Below are 24,098 nucleotides of genomic sequence, written 5' to 3'. Positions count from 1 at the left end.
GAAAATAAATGACGGATGCATTACTAGCCATTACTGTATTATGGGGATTTGTATTCATCTATGCTGTAATGGCAACCATGGACTTTGGAGCCGGATTTTGGTCTATGCTTTACTTCAATAGAACGCAGACTAAGGCTACTAACATAGCTAACCGATATCTGTCCCCCACATGGGAGGTTACCAACACATTTATTGTTGCTCTTGTTGTTGCTGTGTACAGTTTATTTCCATCTGCAGCATACACGCTTGGGACTGTATTGCTTATTCCAGGCAGTATGATCTTGCTTTTGCTCGCCTTACGAAGTGCGTTTCTCGTTTTCTCAAATATTGCATCTGAATATCGAAAACCACTAACATATATCTCTGGAATTACCGGTATTCTCATTCCTGGATTACTCATCAGCGTACTTCCAATTACACATGGGAACTATATTGATTTTTCAGATGGTCGTCAAACCCTTGATCTGATAAAACTTTTTACCAGTGCCAATGAATACGCCTTTATTGGCTTCGCAATAAGTTCCACTTTGTTTTTATCATCTTTATTGCTTGCAGACTATTCAAAAACAGCGGAAGAATATGAGGCATATGCTGTATATCGAAGGGATGCCATTATTCTAGGGCCCATCTCTCTGGGAATGGCTGTCCTCATTATGTTCACCATCCGAACAGAAGCACCTTGGCTTTACGAAAAAATGATGGATAATTTAGCTTTTCTAATCGCATCGGTTGTGTTTTTTGTCATTGGAGGACTTGGTTTGTTTTTACCTTCTGTTACTGGAGGACCAAAGGGAATGCCTCGCCTTACTGTCATTGCAATTACTATTCAATACTTACTTGCTAGTCTTGTATACGGACAAGCACACTTGCCTTACATTGTTTACCCAGAGGTAACCATTCAGAACGCCTTTACAGATCCAAATTCGTTCCGTGCTATTTTCGCAACCTACATAGCAGGTTTTGCCATTCTTTTCCCAGGTTTCTTTTATTTCTGGACATTATTTATGAATGACAAAAGATATCTGCAGCAAAAACCACCAGAAGAAACGAAGTCATAAGAAAAGCGCAAGGAAAAATCGTGCCCGAAATTTGATGTGAAACCAACTTTGGCACGATTTTTTCTAATCATTATTTCGTAAAGGTTTGCTCAAAGATCATTACATCTTTCAATCTCTTATGATTCATCTCAAACCCTATACCAGGACCACTTGGAACATCAATCATACCATTACGGACCATCACTTCAGGAGTTGTAATGTCCTCCTCCCAGTATCGGTTGCTTGCTGAAATATCTCCGGCAATCGTAAAATTAGGGAGAGTTGCAATAGCGATGTTGTGTGCTCTAGAGATACCAAACTCCAACACGCCTCCACACCAGACGGGGACTCCTTTTTCCAAACAATAATCATGAATGTCCTTTACCGTTTGAATCCCACCTACTCTGCCAGCTTTTATATTTATTACCCGGCAACTCCCTAACTCTATTGCTTTTTTAGCATCGTCAAATGTTACAATACTCTCATCCAAACAAATCGGTGTTTGAAGTACGGATTGTAGCTTTGCATGCTCAACAATATCATCGTACCCTAACGGTTGTTCAATCATTAGCAATCCAAACTCATCAAGTGCCTTTAATCGATTGATATCTCTTAATGTATAGGCAGAGTTTGCATCGGCCATTAATTGAACATGAGGAAAATGAGTTCTAATTGATTGGATATATTCGTAATCATTTTTTGGAGAGATTTTTACCTTCACACGCTTATAGCCGTTCTCAAGATTTCTTTCAATTTGCAGAAGCGTCTCTCTCATCGACTTGGCCCCAACCACCACTCCGGATGGAATTGCACTTTGAGTCCCTCCAAGCAGGCTTGATAATGACTGATTTCTTTCCTTTGCATATAGATCCCAAACAGCCATCTCAAGACCTGCTTTGGCCATAAAATTTCTCCGGAATCGGTTAAAAAGCGGAGTAACCTCACTTGGATGCTCAATGGTACTGTCAAAGATCAGCGGGATAAAAAACTCTTTTAACATATGTAAGGAGGTTTGGACGGTTTCTTCCGTATACCACGGAGAGGAAAAGGCAACTACCTCTCCAAACCCAGACACTCCCTCTCGATCCATCACCTCTATTACAATCCCTTCCCGTTCGTGCACCGTACCTAAATGAGTGGTAAATGGAGTCTTTAATTTCATGGAGATAACTGATAGCTTAATTCTCTCAATTTTCATTTGTGTCTCCGCCTTTAATCCATTCCTTCAAACTTCTTCTTAAAAGCTTATTAGACGCATTTCTTGGTAGGTGGTCAACGATGATGACCTTTTTAGGAACCTTATATTTCGCTAACTTGGATGAAGCATATTGTATGATTTCTGCTTCAGTAATAGGTGAATCCCTAACAACAAAGGCTACCGGTACTTGTCCCCATTCCAGATCTTCCACACCGATAACCCCCACCTCTTGAATAGCAGGATGCCCTTGTAAAACTCCTTCGATTTCCGCAGGATAAATGTTTTCTCCACCTGAGATAATCAAGTCAGAACGGCGATCTTGGACGTATAAGAACCCTTCTTCATCGACAAACCCTATATCTCCTGTTGCAAACCATCCATCCTTTAGGTGCGAACCCTCTTTATTCAAGTACCCTTTCGTAACATTCGGACCTTTTACATAGATGTCTCCGGATTTTAACGGTTGCTGTTCCAAACCATCAGAATCAACAATTTGTAACTGTGATGGAAAAAGTGCCTTTCCTGCCGAACCTAATTTGCTCAAGCTATACTCAGGAGATAAAGTGACAAATTGAGAGGCCGTTTCGGTCATTCCGTATGTTTGATAAACTGGAACTTGTAGCTCCACACATCTTTCTAATAATGAAAGAGACGCTGGTCCTCCTCCTAAAAGCATACAGCGAAAATGACTCGGTAACTGGCTATCCAAGTGATCTAGTAATCGTGAAAGCATTGTACTTACAACAGACATCGTTGTTACTTTCTCTGACTTTATATCTTGTAACGTTTTTTCCACGTCAAAGCTCTCATGCAACACCATCTTCATTCCATAAATCACACTTCTCATTAATATGGAATACCCACTAATATGAAACAGAGGCACTGCACATAGCCAGCCATCACTCTCTTGCAATCCAAGATTTAAGCTTGAGCCAACTGCACTCCACCAATGGTTTCCGTACGTTTGCATAACCCCTTTAGGAGAACCCGTCGTTCCGGAAGTGTACATGAGAGTGCAAACCTCCTCTAAAGCTACTTCATGAACAAGAGGTGGTTCCATATATGATATTTGAAACAACTCATTTTTGAGGACGACACTTACATTTAATTGTTTTGCTTTTTCTTCGAACAATGATTCCGTAATTAGAAATGCTGCATCTGAGTCCTTCAATTGATAATTCAGTTCTTCTGTAGTTAATCTTGTGTTAAGCAAAACTGCTTTAATACCAAGTAGCTGTAATGATAACAATATAACGACACTTTCGGAATGATTCGATAATAACAATGCAATGTATTGCCCCTGTTTCATTCCATATGCATGCATTCGACCTGCTACATCGACACTTTCGACATATAGCTGTTGAAATGTGTAGCGTTTATCTTCATATACCAACGCCGTTCGACTAGGTGTCAAAAATGCTCTTTTTTTAAGAAAATTCGGCATGACTTCTATTGACAATTTTTTCACCCTCTTCCTATTCACGTTATCAAATTGTTTTCTTTTTTTCAATGTACATGCTGAAGTACAACATAAATAAAGCCGAAGATCTAATTCTTCGGCACGATGTTCCCTTCTTCTTCCTTTTCAGTGAAACGGTCTAAAATAGTTATTGTATCGACAAGATGATTGTTAAATATTTGGCGCGCAACCGCTAAAAGTTCGATAATCATCGGATCCTTTAACGTGTAAATGACTTTATTACCTTCCTTTGTCCCTGACACAATATTTTTAGCTCTTAATATCGTTAATTGCTGTGAAACAGATGAACCTTCGCTACCTATGAGGGTTTGAATTTCATTTACGTTCTTATCCCCTTCAGCTAACAATTCTAGAATGCGTATTCTTAACGGATGAGCCAAAGCCTTAAAAAACTCTGCTTTAAACTGTTGCATCTCTAAATTCAATCATTTCACTTCCTTGTTTCATTACTAGAAGGCTGTAGGCTGTAGTACTTTCCCTTCAGTAGATTCGGCTTTTGATAGTTTGGTACACTCTCTGAAAGCAAAGTGTCTACACCCTAAACACTTATTTTTGTCCACCTGTTTTAACGCAAATTCAATCGCTTCCCCAGTATGTTCAAAAAAGTGTTCGTGACCAATTTTGTCATATAGACCCGTTCGCATTAATACATTTTTTGGCTGCTCGTTTATACCTGATATGATAACTATACCATTTCTTGAAAAATGAGACACAATACTAGCTAAATTTGCTTCCCCCGTTGTATCCATAAGAGGCACCCTACTCATTCGTAACAATAATATACTAGGTCGATAGTGAATCGTATCCATGATTGAAAATTCAAAGGTTTGAGCTGCCCCAAAAAAGAGGGGACCTGCTACATTATAGATGCTAATTTGCGGGCAATCATGTGTATCCGTCACAACATGATTTTCTACTTTTGCATACTTATGATGTAAATTAGGCAATGCTTTCGCAGTCGTGACTACATCACTCATTCTTTTTGTAAATAAGATAGCTGCCAATATCAATCCGATTTCAACAGCAGTCATTAAATTAACAAAGACAGTTAGTAAAAAGGTAACTACCAGAACGATGGAGTCAGTAGATCTTGTTTTTAATATATGAGCAAATACCTTCCTTTCACTCATATTCCATGCAACCACCATTAATATCGGTGCCATACTAGCGAGTGGAATATAGGTAGCATATGGAGAAAAAAACAACAAAACTAGTAAAACAACAACCCCGTGTATAATTCCAGATAAAGGAGAAACTGCTCCATTTTTTATATTGGTAGCTGTTCTTGCAATAGCCCCTGTTACCGGAATGCCTCCGAATAGTGGAGTAACCATATTTGCAATTCCTTGTCCGATTAATTCTTTGTTACTGTTGTGACGGGTGTTTGTCATGCCATCTGCCACAACTGCCGAGAGCAACGATTCTATTCCTCCGAGCATGGCAATAACAAAGGCAGGTTTTAATAGAGTAAGGATCATTTCGATACTTATGTTTGGCAAATGTATGCGCGGTAATGAGTTCGGAATTGCACCGTATGCAGAACCAATCGTTGCAACCTGACCAGGATAAAACCAGGTTGCTACCAAGGTTGAGATGATCAAGCCCAGTAATGGACCTGGAACCTTAGGGACTAACCTCGGTGAAAGTACGATAATTAGTAAGCATACACCCGCAGTTAATACACTATAAAGATTCGCTGAATGAAAATGTGTAACAATTTCTAGTAAATTACTAATTAATTCTTCATGCTTTTGAATTCCAACAAGTCCGAGAAAACTTGCCAGTTGTCCAGAAAAAATAGTAACAGCGATTCCCGATGTAAAACCAATAGTTACGGGTCTTGGAATGTATTTGATAAGTGAGCCGATTTTAAAGATCCCCATAAGAAGGAGCATAATACCAGCTAAAAAACCTGCAATTAATAGATTTTCATATCCGTAAGTCATAACAATTCCAAATAGAATGGGAATAAAAGCCCCGGTTGGACCCCCTATTTGAAATTTAGATCCTCCTAACAAGGAGATAAGGATTCCACCTATAATGGTTGAAACTATACCATATTCCGGTTTTACTCCTGAAGCAATGGCAAAGGCCATTCCAAGTGGAATAGCGATGACACCAACAATAAGACCAGATAGTACATCCTTTGGAATACTACTTAACGAATAATTAGAAAATCTTTTATCACTTAACATGTTCACCCTTCTTATCTTTTTATTTGTATATCTGATTATTTGAATATACAATAATTATAAGTTGTATTACAAGATATTTTTCAAAAAAAAGAGCCTGGCTGTTTATAAGCCAAGCATCTTCTTTCTAACCGATCAAGGGAAACGAGGGAATTGACCAAAGTCTGGCTTGCGTTTTTCTTTAAACGCATCGCGCCCTTCCTTTGCTTCATCCGTTGTGTAATATAGGAGAGTTGCATCTCCAGCAAACTGTTGAATTCCAGCTAAACCATCAGTATCTGCATTAAATGCTGCTTTTAAGAAACGAAGAGCGGTTGGGCTCTTTTCAAGCATTTCCTCACACCATTGAATTGTTTCTGCCTCTACTTGATCAAGAGGAACAACTGTATTTACTAGCCCCATATCAAGTGCTTCCTGCGCATTGTATTGACGGCATAAATACCAAATTTCTCGTGCTTTTTTGTGTCCAACGATTCTTGCTAAATAGCCGGAGCCATATCCAGCATCAAAGCTACCCACTTTAGGACCCGTTTGTCCAAAGATCGCATTATCAGCAGCAATGGTTAAATCACAAACGATATGTAAAACATGTCCTCCACCAATAGCATATCCCTTTACCATCGCAACAACTGGCTTAGGAATAACACGAATCAAACGTTGAAGATCAAGAACGTTTAAACGAGGGATTTCGTCTTCTCCAACGTACCCACCATGTCCTCGTACTTTTTGATCTCCACCTGAACAGAACGCTTGGTCTCCAGCTCCTGTTAAGACGATTACACCTACATTGCGGTCGTCACGTGCATAAGCAAATGCATCAATCAATTCCATTACTGTCTTAGGGCGAAAGGCATTTCGCACTTCTGGACGATTGATCGTAATCTTTGCAATGCCATTATATGTTTCATACAGAATATCTTCGTAATTTCTTTGAGATACCCATTCAACTGTCAATGTGTTTTCCTCCTTTAATTAAGAATCGGATTTATTCGACAAAAACCCACTTACTATTGTACCAAATTTTTCAGGTTGTTCCACATGTATTGCATGTCCACATCCATCAATATTTACCCACTGACTGTATTTTAGACGTTTTGACATCTTTTCAGCAATGATGACAAATTTTTTGTCAACGGATCCTGTAAGCAATAAGACTTCACCTGCGTACTGCTTTAGGTTTTCCCAATAGCTGGGTTGTGAGCCGGTGCCCATTCCAATCAAGCTATTTGCCAATCCTTTAATAGAGTTTTGCTTTCTTTGCTCTTTTATTCGTTGTCGAATAAGTGATGGTAATTTTTTTTGACTCTCGAATAACGGAATATTGCCCCAATATTCGACGAACCACTCTAACCCATTTTGTTTCATTTTATTGGCTAACTGTTGATCCTGTTCTCTTCGACTTCTTCTATCTTCATCCGTTACGAGTCCTGGTGAAGCACTTTCGAGTACAAGCTTACGTACTAACGTTGGATTCATCACCGCAAATGCAAGTGCCACTCGACCTCCCATCGAGTATCCAACTACATCTGCTTGATCTATATTTAAATATTGTAAAATATAACGTAAATCTGCTAACACTGACTTCATTTCATAACGCTTAATTGAATCTGGGGATGACGATCTTCCATGTCCAACAAGATCTATTTTAATGATTTTTGAGTTTTTCATTAACTCCTCTTCACATTCCGACCATGTAGAGATGCTACCGGTAAATCCATGAAGTAAAACAACTGGAAAACCCACTCCTGAAACTTCGACATGGTAATCTATACCACTAACTTCAATATTCATCAGATTTCGCCACGCAAATTCCGACTAATTTCCCGGGAAACGTAATCCCACAGATTTCGATGTTCTTGTAGGTTTTCGTCTCTTTTTGTCGGAACTTCAATAACCGATAATCCATCTTTCGCCAAAGTTTGCTCAAAAGAGGAAGAAAGCTCTCCCCAAGAAGAAACTCGGCTAAATGTCCCACCGTACATAGTAACAACGGGTTCAAAATCAAGGTCTAATGGAGTACCAAATAGTCGTTCAAAATGCTTCGGATGACTAGCTTGAGGAAGGAAGCTGAAAATCCCCCCACCATTGTTATTTATCACAATGACACGTAGATCAATATGATATAACTTTGATGCAATGAGTCCATTTAAATCATGGAAAAAAGTCAAATCTCCAAGCACTAAATACATAGGTTTATGGACGGTAGCAGCACCTAGAGCGGATGAAATGACTCCATCAATCCCGTTTGCACCGCGATTTGCCATGATTCGAATGGACTTTTGATTATTATAGAAAAAGGAATCTAAATCTCGTATTGGCATGGAATTTCCAACAAATAAGGTGGCTCCATCAGGCAGTAATTCTACTAATTCATAAAATAAACGACCCTCACTGAGGGATTCGTTTTCCTTTACACGGAACAACGATGTTCTAGTTAGCTCGTTCATTTGTTGCCACTTTTCAACAAACATTGTATCCTGGTGATCTTTTAAAAGAGGGAGAAGTGATTCACAAAATTCTACTTCATCACAATAAACCATGTTTGTCGTTAATAAGGATGGGTCTCTCCAGCCTTCCCCGCCATCCACCACAAATTGCGGGACTTGTTCATTCTTTTTCATAAATAATGAAAATGCTTTTGAGATAGGCATTGCACCAAAGCGAATAATTACATCTGGTGCTAAGTGACTTACGGCATCCTCATTTCTTAAAAATGTATCATAGCTGTCTATAATATGTACAAACTCGTGTTTTCCGCTCCGCAGCTGTGATAAAGGATCCGCAATAATTGGATACTGTAGCTTTGCAGCTAGCGTAGTGATGGCTCTAGCAAAGGCAGGATGATCGATTTCGCCACAAACAATTAAGCCTCTTGTATGTTCATTCAACACGTTCGCAATGGATGTTAATTGATTTTCATTCAGTGACAAATGACCTTGTTCAATGTGAACATAACCATTTTCTCTTTCTGCCATGACAAATATATTCTCACTTGTTATATCAGGAACAAGAGGTTCACGAAGTGGAAAATTCAAATGAACGGGACCAGCTGGTGAAGATAAAGCGGTTGCAACAGCTCGTCCAGCAACGGTGCGCGCATACCGAAGCATCTCTTTGGAGCCTTCCGGATGAGACATCTCGATAAACCATTTTACATGCTTTCCGTATAAATTCACTTGATCCATTGCTTGTGGTGCCCCAACATCACGAAGTTCATGTGGTCGATCCGCTGTGATAATCATAAGAGGTACCCTTGATAAATTTGCTTCAGCTATCGCAGGGAAATAGTTCGCTGCTGCTGTTCCAGAAGTACATAACAAGACGGTTGGATTTCGGGAAGCCTTGGCCATTCCCAACGCAAAAAAGGCTGCTGATCTTTCATCTACATGAATATGAAGACGAAGATCAGGATGTTCAGCCATAATCATTGCAATAGGAGTAGATCTTGACCCTGGGCTAACAACAACATCCTTTACTCCTGCATGTATTAGTTCTGCTACAAATGAAGCAATGTATTTTGTTAATGCTTGTTGGTGATTCATTACTCTTTCCCCCTTAAGGCAGAAAGCATTGGACGAAACTTAATATTCGTCTCCTGATACTCACTGTCTACGTTTGAATCCTTTACGATTCCACAACCGGCGAATAAAGAAGCCTCGTTTCCTTGTACCAAGCCCGAACGTATCGCAACCGCAAATTCTCCATTGCCTTCAAAATCAATCCAACCGATCGGTGCAGCATACATTCCTCTATCTAAGTCTTCCATGATCCGGATGCTCTCTACTGCTTCTTTTCTTGGCAACCCACCTAAAGCAGGCGTGGGGTGAAGCAGGTTCACAAGCTGAAGTAACGAACTTTTCTCATCTGCGGTTCCAACTACTGGTGTGTATAAGTGCTGGATATGCTTATTTTTCAACAACTGTGGGTGAGTCGGAATTCGTACTTCGTGGCATACCTTTTCCATTGCCTCTTTGATCATATCAACAACAAATTGATGTTCAATTAAATTTTTTTCATCGCATAGAAGCTCATTACCTAGCTGCTCATCTTCTTTTAAAGTCTTCCCTCTGGCAATAGAACCGGCCAAACAGGTCGAGTACACCGTGTTTTTCACCTTCTTAACTAATCTTTCTGGTGATGCCCCAATAAAACAGTCACCTTTCGATTCAAAGGCAAAAATAAAACTGTCTCTCTGTTCCTCTAAAAGATTCATAATCACGGGCTCTACTGGGATTTGCTCCTCAAAATGAAGCCTTAGTTCTCTAGCAAGCACGACCTTTTTCATGGTACCTGCCTTTAATAATTCTACTACCTCACTCACACGTTTCTTCCAATTTTCAGGGTGGACTTCAGTTACATCTGATAGGGTAGACAAACGTGGAAGTGATTCTTTCTCCATTCCACTGAATAGCGCTTTTCTTTCTTGTTCAACTTCCTCAAATAATGTATCATTATCTTCCGCTGAACAAAGAAGATTAGTCGTTAAATAGTATTCTCCTTTTATTGCACTTACTAAGTATTTGGGTATGTGGAAAAGAGAATGTGGAAACTGTGCCCAAAGATCTGTTTTCTTTTTTAATGGATCAAAGGAAAATCCTCCGAACATCATTGGTCCTGTTGCTGTCTGTTTCTCTTCCATTAGCATGATGCTATTATTCATAAGCTCTTGCCATTGTTTCTCCACATGAAAAAAGCGGCCAGAAGCCTGATCCGATTGTATTTCTTTACATATTCCAATGCCAATCATAACTACTTCATCAGAGGGATCTTTCCAAAAAAAGCGTTCGCCAACAAATTGGTCTCTTCCAGCTGCAAACACGGACAGCGGCTGAACCGGATGAATCCTTTGGACTTCGCTAACTAATACGGGCATTGAAAGCTTCCGTGCTCTCTCAATTGCTTCAATGATCCCTTCCTTAAGCTCCGTATTCTGAATGGTAACCAAATTCGTACAACTCCTGTTAAATAACGTTATAAACTTATTTTAAGATACACCTCAATCCAAGACCATGTCAACAAAAGGAACCTTGAAAAACCTATATCTTTCCTTATTATAAGCTATTTCTATCTATTTTGAGATATTATGCCCTTAAATGTCTTTCCTGCACAAAAAATTATCGTAGAAAATATGGAAATCGTCTCCTCCAATAGGGAGGAAAATTTAATTGACACAATCCTTCGTTTTTCCTACACTTGAATTTGGATATAAATTATTTTAAACTTATATAGTTTTGACAAATAAATATAGAAATGGGGAGAGGTACGATGCAACCACAAATGCAAACGGGTCCTTCGCCTACGTTTAAAGGGAAAAATTGGAGAGTCTGGTGGCAACTTACACGACCACATACGTTAACAGCTGCCTTTGTTCCAGTATTATTAGGAACCGCATTAGCCTTACCATTAACATCTATTGACCTTGGTTTATTTATCGCCATGCTTATCGCTTGCTTACTTATACAGGCAGCCACAAATATGTTTAATGAGTATTATGATTTCAAACGTGGTCTCGATAACGAGCACTCTGTCGGTATAGGTGGAGCCATTGTTCGGGAAGGAATTCAACCAGCGACCGTCATGAAAATAGCTCTTAGCCTTTATGGTATTTCTATGCTGTTAGGTGTCTATATTTGTATGAATTCTAGCTGGTGGCTAGCTGCGATTGGTCTAGTTTCAATGACAGTTGGTTATTTATACACGGGAGGACCTATTCCGATCGCGTACACCCCTTTTGGAGAAATCTTTGCAGGGTTCTTTATGGGAATGCTTATCATACTGATTGCCTTTTATATTCAAACAGGTTTTATTACTACGATTAGTGTATTAGTTTCTGTACCAATTGTCATAACAGTAGGTGCGATTCTACTTGCCAATAATATACGTGACCATGATGGTGACAAGGAAAATGGAAGAAGAACATTAGCAATATTACTAGGTCAAAAAAGAGCGATCGTTCTTTTAGCAGGAATGTTCGTAGTCTCTTATGCCTGGGTGTTTACTCTTATTGGTTTGGACTATGCTTCTGCTTGGTTAGCGATTGTGCTCCTAAGCTCACCTAAGGCAGTAAAAGCGATCAAAGGATTTATCGGAAAAACAAAGCCCGTTCAAATGGTGCCAGCTATGATAGCAACAGCCCAAACAAATACGATATTTGGATTTTTGTTATCAATTGGACTATTTTTAGGACATTTCTTAAACAATTAAACAAAAGAGGAGGCCATATTAAATGGTCTCCTCTTTTTCATTTACCTTACTTTGCCTTTTACAGGAGAGATACTCCAAATATCATCCGCATACTGCTGTATGGTTCGGTCACTAGAGAAAAAGCCTGAATTCGCTATATTTGCTAAACTCATCTTTAACCACCTATTTTGATCACCATAAGCATTCCCTACTTCTCTTTGGGCTTCTATATAAGATGAAAAATCACGTAATACAAAATACTGGTCATTTTCCATTAATAACGAATCATGGATTGGTTCAAACTCATTATCAAGATCGCCAAAATATCCATTCGTTAACTGATCTACCACCTGGCGAATACGTTTATCATGATGATAATAGTCAACTGACGTATAGCCACCATACTGGTAATAATTCATTACTTCTTCCGCTGTTAATCCAAAAATAAATATATTGTCATCGCCGACATGTTCCTTGATTTCGATGTTAGCTCCATCAAGTGTACCTAATGTTATTGCACCATTCATCATAAACTTCATATTACCTGTTCCCGAGGCTTCTTTACTAGCAGTCGAAATTTGTTCACTCACATCTGATGCAGGAAAGATTTCTTCAGCTAATGACACACGGTAGTTTTCAAGAAACACTACTTTCAATCGATCAGATACCGTTTTATCATTATTTATTTTTTCTGCAATGGTATTAATGAGTTTAATAATCTTCTTTGCATAGTAATAACCTGGTGACGCTTTCGCTCCAAACAAGAATGTTCTTGGATGCATCTGAAAGCTTGAATCCTCTTTTAAGCGATTATACAAATACATAATATGAAGAACATTTAAGAGTTGCCGTTTATAAGCATGCAATCTCTTTACTTGAACATCAAATATAGATTGAGGATCAACGACAATACCTGTCTTTGCTTTAATTTTTTCAGCAAGTGATTTCTTATTATTCTGCTTGATTTCATACAACTGCTCTAAAAATGCAGAATCTTGCTGGAAGAACTGAAGCTCTTTTAAATGCTCTGGGTGATTGATCCACTTCGTTCCAATCCCCTCGTTAATTAAATTGGTCAGTTGTGGATTGGATTTGATCAGCCAACGTCTATGCGTAATCCCATTTGTTTTATTATTAAACTTTTCAGGAAATACTTGATAAAATTGGTTCATCTCTCTTTGTTTTAAAATTTCTGTATGAATGGCTGCCACTCCATTCACACTGTATGAACCGACAATCGCCAAGTGAGCCATCTTTACTTGGTCATGAGCAATGATTGCCATGTCCTCAATTTTTCGCCAATCTCCTGGATACTGCTTCCATAGATCTTGGCAAAATCTCTCGTTTATTTCATTTACAATCATAAAGATTCTTGGAAGCAACGGTTGAAAAATACGAACCGGCCATTTTTCTAAAGCCTCTGCTAAAGTTGTATGATTCGTATATGAAATAGTGTTCGTAGTAATATGCCAAGCTTCTTCCCAGCTCATCCCTTCCTCATCAATAAGTACCCTCATCAATTCAGGGATGGCTACCACGGGATGCGTATCATTTATATGAAGACCCACATATTTATGAAAATCTATTAAACTAGCATGTTGTTTACGATAAGATCTTACAATCGAGCGAATACTTGCAGATACAAGGAAATACTGCTGCTTTAATCGTAGAATTTTTCCTTCATCATGCGTATCATCTGGATACAAAAACTCTGAAATAAGCTCCGTATCACGCTTGTATTTCATAATATCTCGATTCATTGGATACGGCGTCGTTTCGGCACTCCATAGACGCAACGTGTTGACCGTGTCAGTCTCATAACCTACTACTGGAAGGTCATATGGCACGGCCATGACGGTTTCTGCTTCAATATGACGAAATACTAGCTTTCCATTATTATTGATCGCTTCAACTCTTCCCCAAAAAGGAACATCTACTGCTAAATCAGCTTTCCTTACTTCCCATACATGACCATGACGAAGCCATTGCTCAGGTAATTCTACTTGATATCCATCTACAATTTTCTGCTCAAATAAGCCATGCTTATAGCGAATACCACATCCGTGACCCGGAAGATCTAAAGTAGCGAGAGAATCCATGAAGCAGGCAGCAAGACGTCCTAAGCCGCCATTACCTAGTGCTGCATCTGCTTCCATTTCCTCTAAATCGCTAAGATCAATTCCTAGCTCTTTAAGTCCCTCTTCCACTACATGATCAATTCCTAGGTTAAGGAGGTTATGCCTTAAAAGCTTACCAAGTAGGAATTCAATAGATAAGTAATAAATTTGTTTTTCTTTCTCAGCCCGATAACTTTCATTTGTCTTGATCCAGTTTGAGCTTACATATTCACGGATCATAATTCCTAAAGTATGATAGTGATCTCTATTCGTACTTTCTTGAAAGCTTTTTCCACAAGTCATTTCGAGACGTTGTAAAAACGTTTCCGTGAACATTTCTTTATTAGAAAACATGAGTTTCACTCCTGGATATAAGTTGAGCATATAATTGATTGTACTTAAACGCAGACTGCGCCCAGCTGTTATCAATGCTCATTGTATGCTTAACAAGATTATTCCAAACCCTATCATTTTCGTAAAAATGGATGGCACGTTTAATGGTATACAACATATCATGCGCATTAAAATTCTTGAAGGAGAAACCATTCCCTTCTCCTGAGAATTCATCATATGCTGATACCGTGTCATTTAGACCCCCTGTTTCTCGAACGATAGGGAGTGTGCCATATCTCATCGCAATCATTTGGCCTAACCCACATGGTTCAAATTTTGAAGGCATGAGAAAAAGATCTGCACCCGCATAAATTTGATGAGCTAGACCTTCATCAAAACCAATATATGCTTTAAATCGATCTGGATACTCCCGCTCCATGTCTCGAAAGAAATTTTCAAACTCGTCATCCCCCGTTCCAAGAATGAGGAATTGAATTGGCTCAGCCATAATTTCATTAAACACATGTTTAACAAGGTCTAATCCTTTTTGTTTTGTTAAACGTGTAACCATCACCATTAATGGTATTTGTGAAGCCTGTGGCAAGCCAAATCGTTCTTGTATGGCCTTTTTATTTACAAGCTTATGATTTCGATGATTTGCATCGTATGTTTTTACGAGAAATGAATCCTTCTCTGGATTATAAAATTCATCATCGATTCCATTTAGGATTCCTTCTAGATCGCTTATACGACTTCTTAACAATCCATCCAGCTTTTCTCCATAGTACTCCGTTTGGATTTCGTCCATATATGTTGGGCTTACCGTAGTAATTCGATCAGATGCAATAAGTGCTGCTTTCATGAAATTTATATTTCCATAAAACTCAAGCTGGTCGGTATTAAAATATGAATCATCTAAATCAAATAAATCCTTTAAAGCTTCCTTAGGCATAATACCTTGGAACCCAAGATTATGAATGGTAAATACCGTTCGCATAAAACCATAACCATTTTTCTTTTGATATTCTGTTTTTAGCAAGAAAGGAATCATCCCAGTATGCCAATCATGGCAATGAATGACATCTGGATAGTAATCTAACATCCGTATCGCTTCAAGTACGGCTCGGTTAAAGAAAGCAAATCGTTCACCATCATCAAAATAACCGTACAGAGAATCTCTCTTAAAATAGTATTCATTATCTATAAAATAATAAGTAATACCCTCATGTATATACTCTTCAATACCGCAATATTGTTCTCTCCAACCAACACTCACAATTAACTCATGTTTTTTTGTCATCTTTTCACGTATTGCTTGAGAAATGGTACCGTATTTCGGCATCATTACTCTTACATCTGTACCAAGTCTTTTCAACTCTTTTGGTAGAGATCCTGCTACATCTGCTAACCCTCCGGATTTAACGAAAGGTACACATTCCGAAACTGCGAATAAAACTTTCACGAATTCATCAACGCCCCTTGTACTGTTCCTTTACGAACCACATATGGTAATTCCTTTGTTCCATACATCATCGTTCCATTATTTACCTTAACATCTTTATCTAAAACAACGGAGTCTAATACGCAATTTTCACCAATTTGACATTTTTGCATGATGATGCTGTTTTTTATAACAGATCCCTTGCCGATTTTTACAGCACGAGAAATAATACTATTTTCAACTGTTCCTTCAATTAAGCACCCATTGGCAATTACTGAGTTTTTCACTGAAGCTCCTGTAAAATACCTAGTAGGAGGCTCATCCTTTACTTTTGTATATACTGGCTGATTCTTTAAAAATAGTTCCTTCCAAATGGATGGTTTTAATAGCTTCATACTTTCATTAAAATACGTAGTAATCGAGTCAATCATCACTGCGTATCCTTTAAATTCATAATGACATTGACGATAAGGACTATTAATATCTGTCACAACATCTCTCATACATGTATATCCTGTTTCCTCTCTTGTTTCGAAAAGTTCTACTAAAAGAGATTTTTTCATTAAAAACATATGAAGAGACCGTCCGTCTTTTCTTACTTCTGTAATATCGCAGCCGCTCTTGATATGCCAATCAAGGATTGGTTCAAAATCCATATTACAAACAGTAAAGCAATTTGAGATGAGGGCGTACTGTTGGTTACTACGATCAAAGAAATCTTTATTTGCAGCAAAATGATTAAATGATGTTATTTCTTTTTCTTCTGCAGGAGCAGGAAAAAAGAAGAGCCCATCGCGCTTACGATTTAAGTCCCAATCCTTCCCAGACCCCAAATGATCCATTAAGGAACGGTATTGGTTTTTCGGAAAAATTGCTACACTCTTTATTCCAGAATTAACCATGTTTGATAGGATAAAATCTATTAATCGATATCGTCCTCCAAATGGTACTGCAGCTAATGAACGATGTTGGATTAGATCCTCTAATCCTTTTTGATATGTTGTTGCATCAATTACTCCAAGCAGCTTTCTATCCATCCTTACCCCTCATCTCCTCATTTATTGTTCTCTATTCTGTATTTTAAAGGGATTGAAGCATATCCTCTGTTACTAACACAATTTCATCATCCGCATCTGGCAACGCACGAATAATCGTTCCATCAGGTATAACCATTTCTGAAGGGACAATCGCCTTTTCAATAAACACATTTTTTCCAATTACTGCATCAGGCATGATCACTGATTCTTTAATAAGAGCACCTTTTTCAACCTTTACTCCTTGAAAAAGAACCGACTTCTCAACCTCTCCTTCAATTACACAACCCTCGTTGATCAGGGAATCAACGACGAGTGCATCGTCTGATATAAACTGTGGTGGTTGATTTGGATTAACTGAATAAATTCTCCAAGTATAATCAAATAAATCCAATCCACATGTATCATCTAATAGATCCATATTTGCTTCCCAGAGACTACGAACAGTCCCAACATCCTTCCAATAACCACTAAATGGATAAGCAAATAGTTTCTTCTGGTCTGATAGTAACGTCGGAAGAATATCCTTTCCGAAATCATGACTTGAATCGGGAAGTGCAGCATCCTTTATTAAGTATTCTTTCAGAACAGACCATTTAAAAATGTAAATCCCCATAGAGGCTAGATTGTTTTTCGGATTAGCAGGTTTTTCATCAAATTCAACAACCTTCATATCGCTATCAGTATTTAAGATACCAAATCGACTCGCTTCATCCCAAGGCACTTCAATGACCGAAATGGTAGCATCAGCATCTCTTTTAATATGGAAATCTAGCATTAACTCATAGTTCATTTTGTATATATGGTCCCCGGACAAAATGAGTACGTATTCCGGATCATATTGAATTAAGTAGTTTAAATTTTGATAGATGGCACAAGCAGTACCTGTATACCATTTCATCTCTTTGGACTCACTATAAGGTGGGAGAACAGTCACTCCACCATTTTTTCGATCCAAGTCCCATGCACTTCCGATTCCAATGTACGAGTTTAATACTAGTGGTTGATACTGAGTTAGGACACCCACCGTATCAATTCCAGAATTCGTACAATTGCTCAAAGTAAAGTCAATGATTCGGTACTTCCCTCCAAACGGTACAGCTGGTTTTGCTAAATTTGAAGTTAAGGAATGTAACCTACTTCCTTGCCCTCCTGCTAACAGCATAGCTACGCACTTCTTCTTTGCCATTTCCTTTTCTCTCCTTTCGATGTTTAACTGGACGCAATATAGAAACCCCAAATGGAGGTATCCTCATCATGATGTGATGCTCTCTTCCATGAAAACTTTCATCAATTGTTTCTAATGACTTTTTATTTATTACACCGGATCCTCCGAAGTCCTCCGCATCAGTATTTAATATTTCGCGATACGTTCCCTCTTTTGGGACACCGACTTTATAATCTTCATATGTCTTTTCTGTAAAATTACACACGATGACCAATGGTTCTCCTTCTTCCCCTTTTCTAACATAAGAGAAAATCGATTGATCACGGTTATTTACATCAATCCATTCAAATCCTTCATGTAAATGGTCAAGTTCATATAAAGGTTTATTGCGCTTATATACCTTAATCAACTCTTTTACGAACTGATTCATTTTTCCATGCATTTCATAATCTAATAAATGCCAATCGAGTTCTTCTTCATCCTTCCATTCAGAGAACTGACCTAGTTCAAATCCCATAAATAGGAGTTTTTTTCCTGGGTGTCCAAACATATATGCTAATAAAAGCCTTAGTTGAGCAAATTTCTGCCAATAATCTCCTGGCATTTTATCAAGTAATGATTTCTTTCCATGAACAACTTCGTCATGTGAAAATGGAAGGACATAATTCTCCGAAAATGCATACAGAAGGGAGAAGCTGACTTTATCGTGAAATTGTGAGCGTTCATTTGAACTTTTTTCCATATAGGAAAGAATATCGTTCATCCAGCCCATATTCCATTTGTAGTTAAAACCTAATCCACCGTAGTGAGTTGGGGAAGTTACCTGTGGCCAATCAGTAGAGTCCTCGGCAATCATCAAAAGGTGTGAATCATATTGATAAACAATTTGATTTAACTTCTTTAAAAATGCAAGACCAAATTCATTTACTCGTTGACCATCTGAATTAGGCCAATAAATGATATTTGAAACCGCATCTACGCGAAATCCGTCCACATGAAAGTATTCCATCCAAAACAATGCATTAGAAATTAAGAAACTCTGTACCTCAGTTTTACATAAGTTAAAATTAGCAGTCCCCCAAGTAAAATTTTCACGATCCACTTCTGTTTCATATTCATAAACCCATGATCCATCAAATCTGTGTAAACCATGTGCATCTTTACAGAAATGACCTGGAACCCAATCCATAATTACACCAATGTGATTTTGATGACATTGGTCAATAAAATACATTAGATCGTGAGGCGTTCCATAACGACTAGTAACGGAAAAATATCCTGTTCCTTGATAGCCCCAAGAAATATCTAGAGGATGCTCCACTAGTGGCAATAGCTCAATATGAGTAAATCCATGTTCAAGTACATAAGGAATAACCTCGTCTGCTAATTCACGATACGTGAAAAAGCTACCGTCCTCTTTCTTTTTCCATGATCCAACATGCATCTCATAAATAACAGTAGGACTTGAATATACCTTGTTTTTTTCTTTTTTCTGAAGCCATTTATGGTCGTTCCATTGGTATCCATCTAAGGAGTAACATATGGAAGCTGTTTTTGGCCGCTCTTCAGAGAAAAAAGCATATGGATCAGATTTCAATAATACTTCTCCAGTGGATGTATGAATTTCATATTTATAAAGGCAGCCCGTTAAATCCTGTTCAACAATGAGCATCCATACACCTTCATCATTCACCTTCTTAAATTCATAACCACTTCCATTCCAATTGTTTACATTACTAACTAAAGATACTTGCTTTGCGTTTGGTGCCCACACACAAAATCTTGTGCATTTCTTTTCGTCAATGGTAAGAACATGAGCTCCAAACAGACGATAACATTCAAAGAAATTCCCCTCATGAAACAAGTGCAGCTGGTATTCAGTTGGATGAATCAAATCCAAAATCATTCTACTCCCTACCTATTCATTAGTTTTGTACATTACTTTTACTGTATAATTCTCGCCACTCTTTCAAATCCCTCTTTAATTTTTCTGACAATTAACTGTCCATTTCGACAAAATTTTCTATAAGACCAATGATTTCGACAGCATTCATCCCTTTAACGCAGCAAACTGCAAAAAATGATAGAAATTATTTTTTAATAGATAATAAATTTTATGATGCAGATATAGAGATATATGCTAATTATTTGGTGATAATGAATAAAATATGTATTTCGAATTGTGTAATAATTGAAATTTGAATAATATATTCAAGTGGATTTCTTTCTGTGATGAGGTCATTTTTATGATGAAAAATGAAAGGGTTTTCATATATTTGTCGAAAATTGGAAGTGTTTGAAATGATTTGAAGATATTTAATAGAAGAGGTAAAAATTAATAAACCTCCACTGATACAATGGAGGTTTATATGAAGTTGATCCCTTAGCATTATAGGAATTAAAAAAATCAATCCAAACACTATGGAGCAGGAATAGGTCCTATTGTTGGAGGTGTTATCGGATAGAAAGCAATGGTAGAGGCTAGGTAACAGAAGATTTTTCCTCTATCGTTTTTAAAAAAACGCATAGGTACGATAAAAGATAAAGAAGGCACAGAAGCAACTCCCATTGCCTGGAGGATTCTTGCAAGAATTAATATCTCATAGTTTGGTGATAGAAAGCCAATGAAGGCTCCCAATGAAAATAAGCTTATTCCTATTGTATAGAGAGTTCGAATGGGATAAAAATCAGCTATTTTTTCATAAATCAATGTTCCTATTGCAAAAATTGTAGTGAAACTAGTCACTACCCAACTAACTTGAGCAGGGGTTAAATTAAATGATTCGGATATATCAGGAATTGCACGTTGAACATGGTTCCATTCATCACTGCAAAAGCGAGAATGGTACATGTTAAAACCACCATTTTTTTTGCATCGGAAGATAAAGATTCGTTATTATTCACTTGTGAAGTCATTAAAAAGCTCTCCATTTCCTTTTGTATGAATTAGGATTCAATCAGAAAATGTATGAGAAAAAGAGAGCTTTTATCAAATTAATGCTGGTTCTGTATTTAATCGATCTCCTATGTAAGAGATAATATGAAGTTTAATGATTAACATAATCAATGCAGGTATCTCTCCCTCCGTATAACTAGATTGCTTTATTCCTCTAGCTGCACGTATTTTAGTTAGAGTAGGTAAGAAAACTTAAAGAGATATTCTTTAACCATGGACTTGCCAAATAAGAAAAAAACATTGAACAAATGTTCAATGTTTTTATGACCCCTACGGGATTCGAACCCGTGTTACCGCCGTGAAAGGGCGGTGTCTTAACCGCTTGACCAAGGGGCCAATATGGCGGAGAAGGAGGGATTTGAACCCTCGCGCCGGTTACCCGACCTACACCCTTAGCAGGGGCGCCTCTTCAGCCTCTTGAGTACTTCCCCATATGGCTCCACAGACAGGACTCGAACCTGTGACCGTTCGGTTAACAGCCGAATGCTCTACCAACTGAGCTACTGTGGAATATTGGTAAGTTATTCATTATCGTAATAAAATATGGTGGGCCTAAATGGACTCGAACCATCGACCTCACGCTTATCAGGCGTGCGCTCTAACCAGCTGAGCTATAGGCCCTTATTTGGAGCGGGTGATGAGAATCGAACTCACGACATCAGCTTGGAAGGCTGAGGTTTTACCATTAAACTACACCCGCGAAAAATTTATGGGGCGACTGATGGGAATTGAACCCACGAATGCCGGAACCACAATCCGGTGCGTTAACCACTTCGCCACAATCGCCATAATTAAATTGAAAATAAATGGTGGCTCAGGACGGAATCGAACCGCCGACACAAGGATTTTCAGTCCTTTGCTCTACCGACTGAGCTACTGAGCCATACTTATTATAATACCCTAGATAAAAATGCTTTATCTTTGAAGCTTATTCATCGTGCTCTACCAACTGAGCTACTGATTCATTTAATGGCGGTCCCGACCGGGATCGAACCGGCGATCTCCTGCGTGACAGGCAGGCATGTTAACCGCTACACCACGGGACCAGAGCTTTTTTCAAGTGTTACTTGAAAAATAACTTTCATTAATTGCGGGGACAGGATTTGAACCTGCGACCTTCGGGTTATGAGCCCGACGAGCTACCAGACTGCTCCACCCCGCGACAATATTATTTTAAAAAAATGGAGGAGGTAGAGGGATTCGAACCCCCGCGCGGTTTGACCCGCCTGTCGGTTTTCAAGACCGATCCCTTCAGCCGGACTTGGGTATACCTCCAAATGTTGCAAATGGTGGACCTTGTAGGACTCGAACCTACGACCGGACGGTTATGAGCCGTCTGCTCTAACCAGCTGAGCTAAAGGTCCAACAAAATAATGAAACAAATTAATAGTTTTGGTAGCGGCGGAGGGGATCGAACCCCCGACCTCACGGGTATGAACCGTACGCTCTAGCCAGCTGAGCTACACCGCCAAAGTTATATTAATAAAGATTTTTACTATGCTCAATGAATTAATGAAGATTATTTTCACTACACTACGTTCCGCGAAAAAATCTTGGTGGAGCCTAGCGGGATCGAACCGCTGACCTCCTGCGTGCAAGGCAGGCGCTCTCCCAGCTGAGCTAAGGCCCCATTAAATAAATAATAGTATCATGGTCGGGAAGACAGGATTCGAACCTGCGACCCCTTGGTCCCAAACCAAGTGCTCTACCAAGCTGAGCTACTCCCCGATTAAATCTAATATGGCGCGCCCGAAAGGAGTCGAACCCATAACCTTCTGATCCGTAGTCAGACGCTCTATCCAATTGAGCTACGGGCGCATATTTTTTAATGTTACTTATATTAGAGTGTTAAGGACAGCTATTTTGCTTGCGCAAAAAGCTTTGGATATTTTACTTCGTAAAAATCCTTGGTGCCGAGGACCGGAATCGAACCGGTACGGTAGTCACCTACCGCAGGATTTTAAGTCCTGTGCGTCTGCCAGTTCCGCCACCCCGGCAAAAAAAGTTCTGGAGCGGAAGACGGGATTCGAACCCGCGACCCCAACCTTGGCAAGGTTGTATTCTACCACTGAACTACTTCCGCATATGATAACTTGTTTTGCTAGTGCAAAAAGCTTTGGTGCGGGTGAAGGGAGTCGAACCCCCACGCCTTGCGGCGCTAGATCCTAAGTCTAGTGCGTCTGCCAATTCCGCCACACCCGCATAATTAAAACCATTTTACTTATGAAAAATGGTGAGCCATGAAGGACTCGAACCTTCGACCCTCTGATTAAAAGTCAGATGCTCTACCGACTGAGCTAATGGCTCGTACAAATGGTGCCGGTGAGAGGACTTGAACCCCCAACCTACTGATTACAAGTCAGTTGCTCTACCAATTGAGCTACGCCGGCAAAAAAATAAATATCTTTAGTTTACAAAAGAAGAACTTTTAATGGATAATTATTTTCACTTCGTAAAAAAACTTTGGTGGAGGATGACGGGATCGAACCGCCGACCCCCTGCTTGTAAGGCAGGTGCTCTCCCAGCTGAGCTAATCCTCCATTACCGCCTGGCGACGTCCTACTCTCACAGAGGGAAACCCTCAACTACCATCGGCGCTGAAAAGCTTAACTTCCGTGTTCGGTATGGGAACGGGTGTGACCTTTTCGCTATCGCCACCAGACTATTTATGCGACACTATTTTATTATAATAGTTTTTCGCATTTTTTCAAGAGAAATTTTTACCATTCTCTCAAAACTAGATAATATTTTTTGAAGAAGAAGAAATACGTTTCATCGTAATTTGGTTAAGTCCTCGATCGATTAGTATCAGTCAGCTCCACACGTCACCGCGCTTCCACCTCTGACCTATCAACCTGATCATCTTTCAGGGATCTTACTAGCTTGCGCTATGGGAAATCTCATCTTGAGGGGGGCTTCATGCTTAGATGCTTTCAGCACTTATCCCTTCCGCACATAG

Annotated in this window: 16 protein-coding genes, 21 tRNA genes and 2 rRNA genes; 2 read left to right on the top strand and 37 right to left on the bottom strand. The window is 38.9% G+C overall.

What is annotated here, in order from left to right:
- Positions 1-8 precede the first annotated feature (8 nt).
- Positions 9-1,058, top strand: coding sequence for a cytochrome d ubiquinol oxidase subunit II (locus M3175_RS00195; RefSeq protein WP_251513333.1), 1,050 nt, complete (start codon positions 9-11; stop codon positions 1,056-1,058).
- Between the two features lie 70 nt (positions 1,059-1,128).
- Here the strand turns inward: M3175_RS00195 and menC are convergent, their stop codons facing one another.
- The 8 genes from menC to M3175_RS00155 all read right to left on the bottom strand — a co-directional run bounded on the left by menC (position 1,129) and on the right by M3175_RS00155 (position 10,852).
- Complete coding sequence (gene menC, locus M3175_RS00190) at positions 1,129-2,235, bottom strand: o-succinylbenzoate synthase (RefSeq protein ID WP_251513332.1); 1,107 nt, start codon at positions 2,233-2,235, stop codon at positions 1,129-1,131.
- A complete protein-coding gene (locus M3175_RS00185; protein WP_251513331.1) occupies positions 2,225-3,679 on the bottom strand; it encodes an o-succinylbenzoate--CoA ligase in 1,455 nt (484 codons plus the stop codon). Before M3175_RS00185 ends, menC begins: the two co-directional genes overlap by 11 nt.
- A 104-nt stretch (positions 3,680-3,783) precedes the next feature.
- Positions 3,784-4,140, bottom strand: coding sequence for an ArsR/SmtB family transcription factor (locus tag M3175_RS00180; RefSeq protein ID WP_251513321.1), 357 nt, complete (start codon positions 4,138-4,140; stop codon positions 3,784-3,786).
- Between the two features lie 24 nt (positions 4,141-4,164).
- Positions 4,165-5,910: a SulP family inorganic anion transporter gene (locus M3175_RS00175; protein WP_251513296.1), complete on the bottom strand. Its 1,746-nt coding sequence runs from the start codon at positions 5,908-5,910 to the stop codon at positions 4,165-4,167.
- A 132-nt stretch (positions 5,911-6,042) separates the two neighbouring features.
- Positions 6,043-6,861 (bottom strand): 1,4-dihydroxy-2-naphthoyl-CoA synthase, encoded by an 819-nt coding sequence (gene menB / locus M3175_RS00170; protein WP_251513294.1) that lies wholly within the window; start codon positions 6,859-6,861, stop codon positions 6,043-6,045.
- Positions 6,862-6,879: 18 nt separating this feature from the next.
- Positions 6,880-7,698, bottom strand: coding sequence for a 2-succinyl-6-hydroxy-2,4-cyclohexadiene-1-carboxylate synthase (gene menH / locus M3175_RS00165; RefSeq protein WP_251513291.1), 819 nt, complete (start codon positions 7,696-7,698; stop codon positions 6,880-6,882).
- Positions 7,698-9,449, bottom strand: coding sequence for a 2-succinyl-5-enolpyruvyl-6-hydroxy-3-cyclohexene-1-carboxylic-acid synthase (gene menD, locus M3175_RS00160; protein WP_251513288.1), 1,752 nt, complete (start codon positions 9,447-9,449; stop codon positions 7,698-7,700). Before menD ends, menH begins: the two co-directional genes overlap by 1 nt.
- A complete protein-coding gene (locus M3175_RS00155; protein WP_251513285.1) occupies positions 9,449-10,852 on the bottom strand; it encodes an isochorismate synthase in 1,404 nt (467 codons plus the stop codon). The genes menD and M3175_RS00155 overlap by 1 nt, the downstream gene beginning before the upstream one ends.
- A 320-nt stretch (positions 10,853-11,172) precedes the next feature.
- Between M3175_RS00155 and M3175_RS00150 the strand changes: the two genes are divergently transcribed.
- A complete protein-coding gene (locus tag M3175_RS00150) occupies positions 11,173-12,111 on the top strand; it encodes a 1,4-dihydroxy-2-naphthoate polyprenyltransferase (RefSeq protein ID WP_251513283.1) in 939 nt (312 codons plus the stop codon).
- A gap of 41 nt (positions 12,112-12,152) precedes the next feature.
- Here the strand turns inward: M3175_RS00150 and M3175_RS00145 are convergent, their stop codons facing one another.
- The 29 genes from M3175_RS00145 to M3175_RS00005 form a co-directional block, all read right to left on the bottom strand.
- Positions 12,153-14,561: a glycogen/starch/alpha-glucan phosphorylase gene (locus M3175_RS00145; RefSeq protein WP_251513280.1), complete on the bottom strand. Its 2,409-nt coding sequence runs from the start codon at positions 14,559-14,561 to the stop codon at positions 12,153-12,155.
- On the bottom strand, positions 14,551-16,002 hold the full coding sequence (gene glgA / locus M3175_RS00140; protein WP_251513277.1) for a glycogen synthase GlgA: 1,452 nt from the start codon (positions 16,000-16,002) through the stop codon (positions 14,551-14,553). Before glgA ends, M3175_RS00145 begins: the two co-directional genes overlap by 11 nt.
- Positions 15,999-17,018 carry a GlgC family sugar phosphate nucleotidyltransferase gene (locus M3175_RS00135; RefSeq protein WP_251513274.1) on the bottom strand — a complete coding sequence of 340 codons (1,020 nt, stop codon included), beginning with the start codon at positions 17,016-17,018 and terminating at the stop codon, positions 15,999-16,001. Before M3175_RS00135 ends, glgA begins: the two co-directional genes overlap by 4 nt.
- A 43-nt stretch (positions 17,019-17,061) precedes the next feature.
- The gene (locus M3175_RS00130) at positions 17,062-18,204 is read right to left on the bottom strand and encodes a glucose-1-phosphate adenylyltransferase (protein ID WP_251513272.1); all 1,143 of its coding nucleotides are present in this window, start codon (positions 18,202-18,204) and stop codon (positions 17,062-17,064) included.
- Positions 18,152-20,089, bottom strand: coding sequence for a 1,4-alpha-glucan branching protein GlgB (gene glgB / locus M3175_RS00125; protein ID WP_251513269.1), 1,938 nt, complete (start codon positions 20,087-20,089; stop codon positions 18,152-18,154). Before glgB ends, M3175_RS00130 begins: the two co-directional genes overlap by 53 nt.
- Positions 20,090-20,602: 513 nt before the next feature.
- Positions 20,603-21,034, bottom strand: coding sequence for an MFS transporter (locus M3175_RS00120; RefSeq protein WP_251513266.1), 432 nt, complete (start codon positions 21,032-21,034; stop codon positions 20,603-20,605).
- Positions 21,035-21,403: 369 nt separating this feature from the next.
- Positions 21,404-21,475, bottom strand: a tRNA-Glu gene (locus M3175_RS00115).
- A 4-nt stretch (positions 21,476-21,479) separates the two neighbouring features.
- Positions 21,480-21,570 (bottom strand) — tRNA-Ser (locus M3175_RS00110).
- Positions 21,571-21,573: 3 nt separating this feature from the next.
- Positions 21,574-21,649: transfer RNA gene (locus M3175_RS00105), tRNA-Asn, on the bottom strand.
- 34 nt (positions 21,650-21,683) lie between these two features.
- A tRNA-Ile gene (locus M3175_RS00100) sits at positions 21,684-21,760 on the bottom strand.
- Positions 21,761-21,765: 5 nt separating this feature from the next.
- Positions 21,766-21,839, bottom strand: a tRNA-Gly gene (locus M3175_RS00095).
- A 10-nt stretch (positions 21,840-21,849) separates the two neighbouring features.
- Positions 21,850-21,925 (bottom strand) — tRNA-His (locus M3175_RS00090).
- 21 nt (positions 21,926-21,946) lie between these two features.
- A tRNA-Phe gene (locus tag M3175_RS00085) sits at positions 21,947-22,022 on the bottom strand.
- A gap of 87 nt (positions 22,023-22,109) precedes the next feature.
- Positions 22,110-22,185: transfer RNA gene (locus M3175_RS00080), tRNA-Asp, on the bottom strand.
- A gap of 42 nt (positions 22,186-22,227) precedes the next feature.
- Positions 22,228-22,301, bottom strand: a tRNA-Met gene (locus tag M3175_RS00075).
- Positions 22,302-22,321: 20 nt separating this feature from the next.
- Positions 22,322-22,414: transfer RNA gene (locus tag M3175_RS00070), tRNA-Ser, on the bottom strand.
- 12 nt (positions 22,415-22,426) lie between these two features.
- A tRNA-Ile gene (locus tag M3175_RS00065) sits at positions 22,427-22,503 on the bottom strand.
- Between the two features lie 29 nt (positions 22,504-22,532).
- A tRNA-Met gene (locus M3175_RS00060) sits at positions 22,533-22,609 on the bottom strand.
- A gap of 84 nt (positions 22,610-22,693) precedes the next feature.
- A tRNA-Ala gene (locus M3175_RS00055) sits at positions 22,694-22,769 on the bottom strand.
- A 21-nt stretch (positions 22,770-22,790) separates the two neighbouring features.
- Positions 22,791-22,867 (bottom strand) — tRNA-Pro (locus M3175_RS00050).
- 13 nt (positions 22,868-22,880) lie between these two features.
- Positions 22,881-22,957: transfer RNA gene (locus M3175_RS00045), tRNA-Arg, on the bottom strand.
- Positions 22,958-23,047: 90 nt separating this feature from the next.
- A tRNA-Leu gene (locus M3175_RS00040) sits at positions 23,048-23,136 on the bottom strand.
- Positions 23,137-23,147: 11 nt separating this feature from the next.
- A tRNA-Gly gene (locus M3175_RS00035) sits at positions 23,148-23,222 on the bottom strand.
- A 34-nt stretch (positions 23,223-23,256) separates the two neighbouring features.
- A tRNA-Leu gene (locus tag M3175_RS00030) sits at positions 23,257-23,341 on the bottom strand.
- A gap of 29 nt (positions 23,342-23,370) precedes the next feature.
- A tRNA-Lys gene (locus M3175_RS00025) sits at positions 23,371-23,446 on the bottom strand.
- 7 nt (positions 23,447-23,453) lie between these two features.
- Positions 23,454-23,529 (bottom strand) — tRNA-Thr (locus tag M3175_RS00020).
- Positions 23,530-23,603: 74 nt separating this feature from the next.
- Positions 23,604-23,679 (bottom strand) — tRNA-Val (locus tag M3175_RS00015).
- Positions 23,680-23,685: 6 nt separating this feature from the next.
- Positions 23,686-23,801: ribosomal RNA gene (gene rrf, locus M3175_RS00010) — 5S ribosomal RNA — on the bottom strand.
- 120 nt (positions 23,802-23,921) lie between these two features.
- A 23S ribosomal RNA gene (locus tag M3175_RS00005) occupies positions 23,922-24,098 on the bottom strand; the annotation flags it as partial.

The organism is Robertmurraya korlensis (assembly GCF_023715225.1).
Lineage (GTDB): Bacteria > Bacillota > Bacilli > Bacillales > Cytobacillaceae > Robertmurraya_A.
The sequence above is the reverse complement of the archived record's forward strand: the minus strand, read 5'-3'. Positions and strand labels throughout refer to the sequence as shown.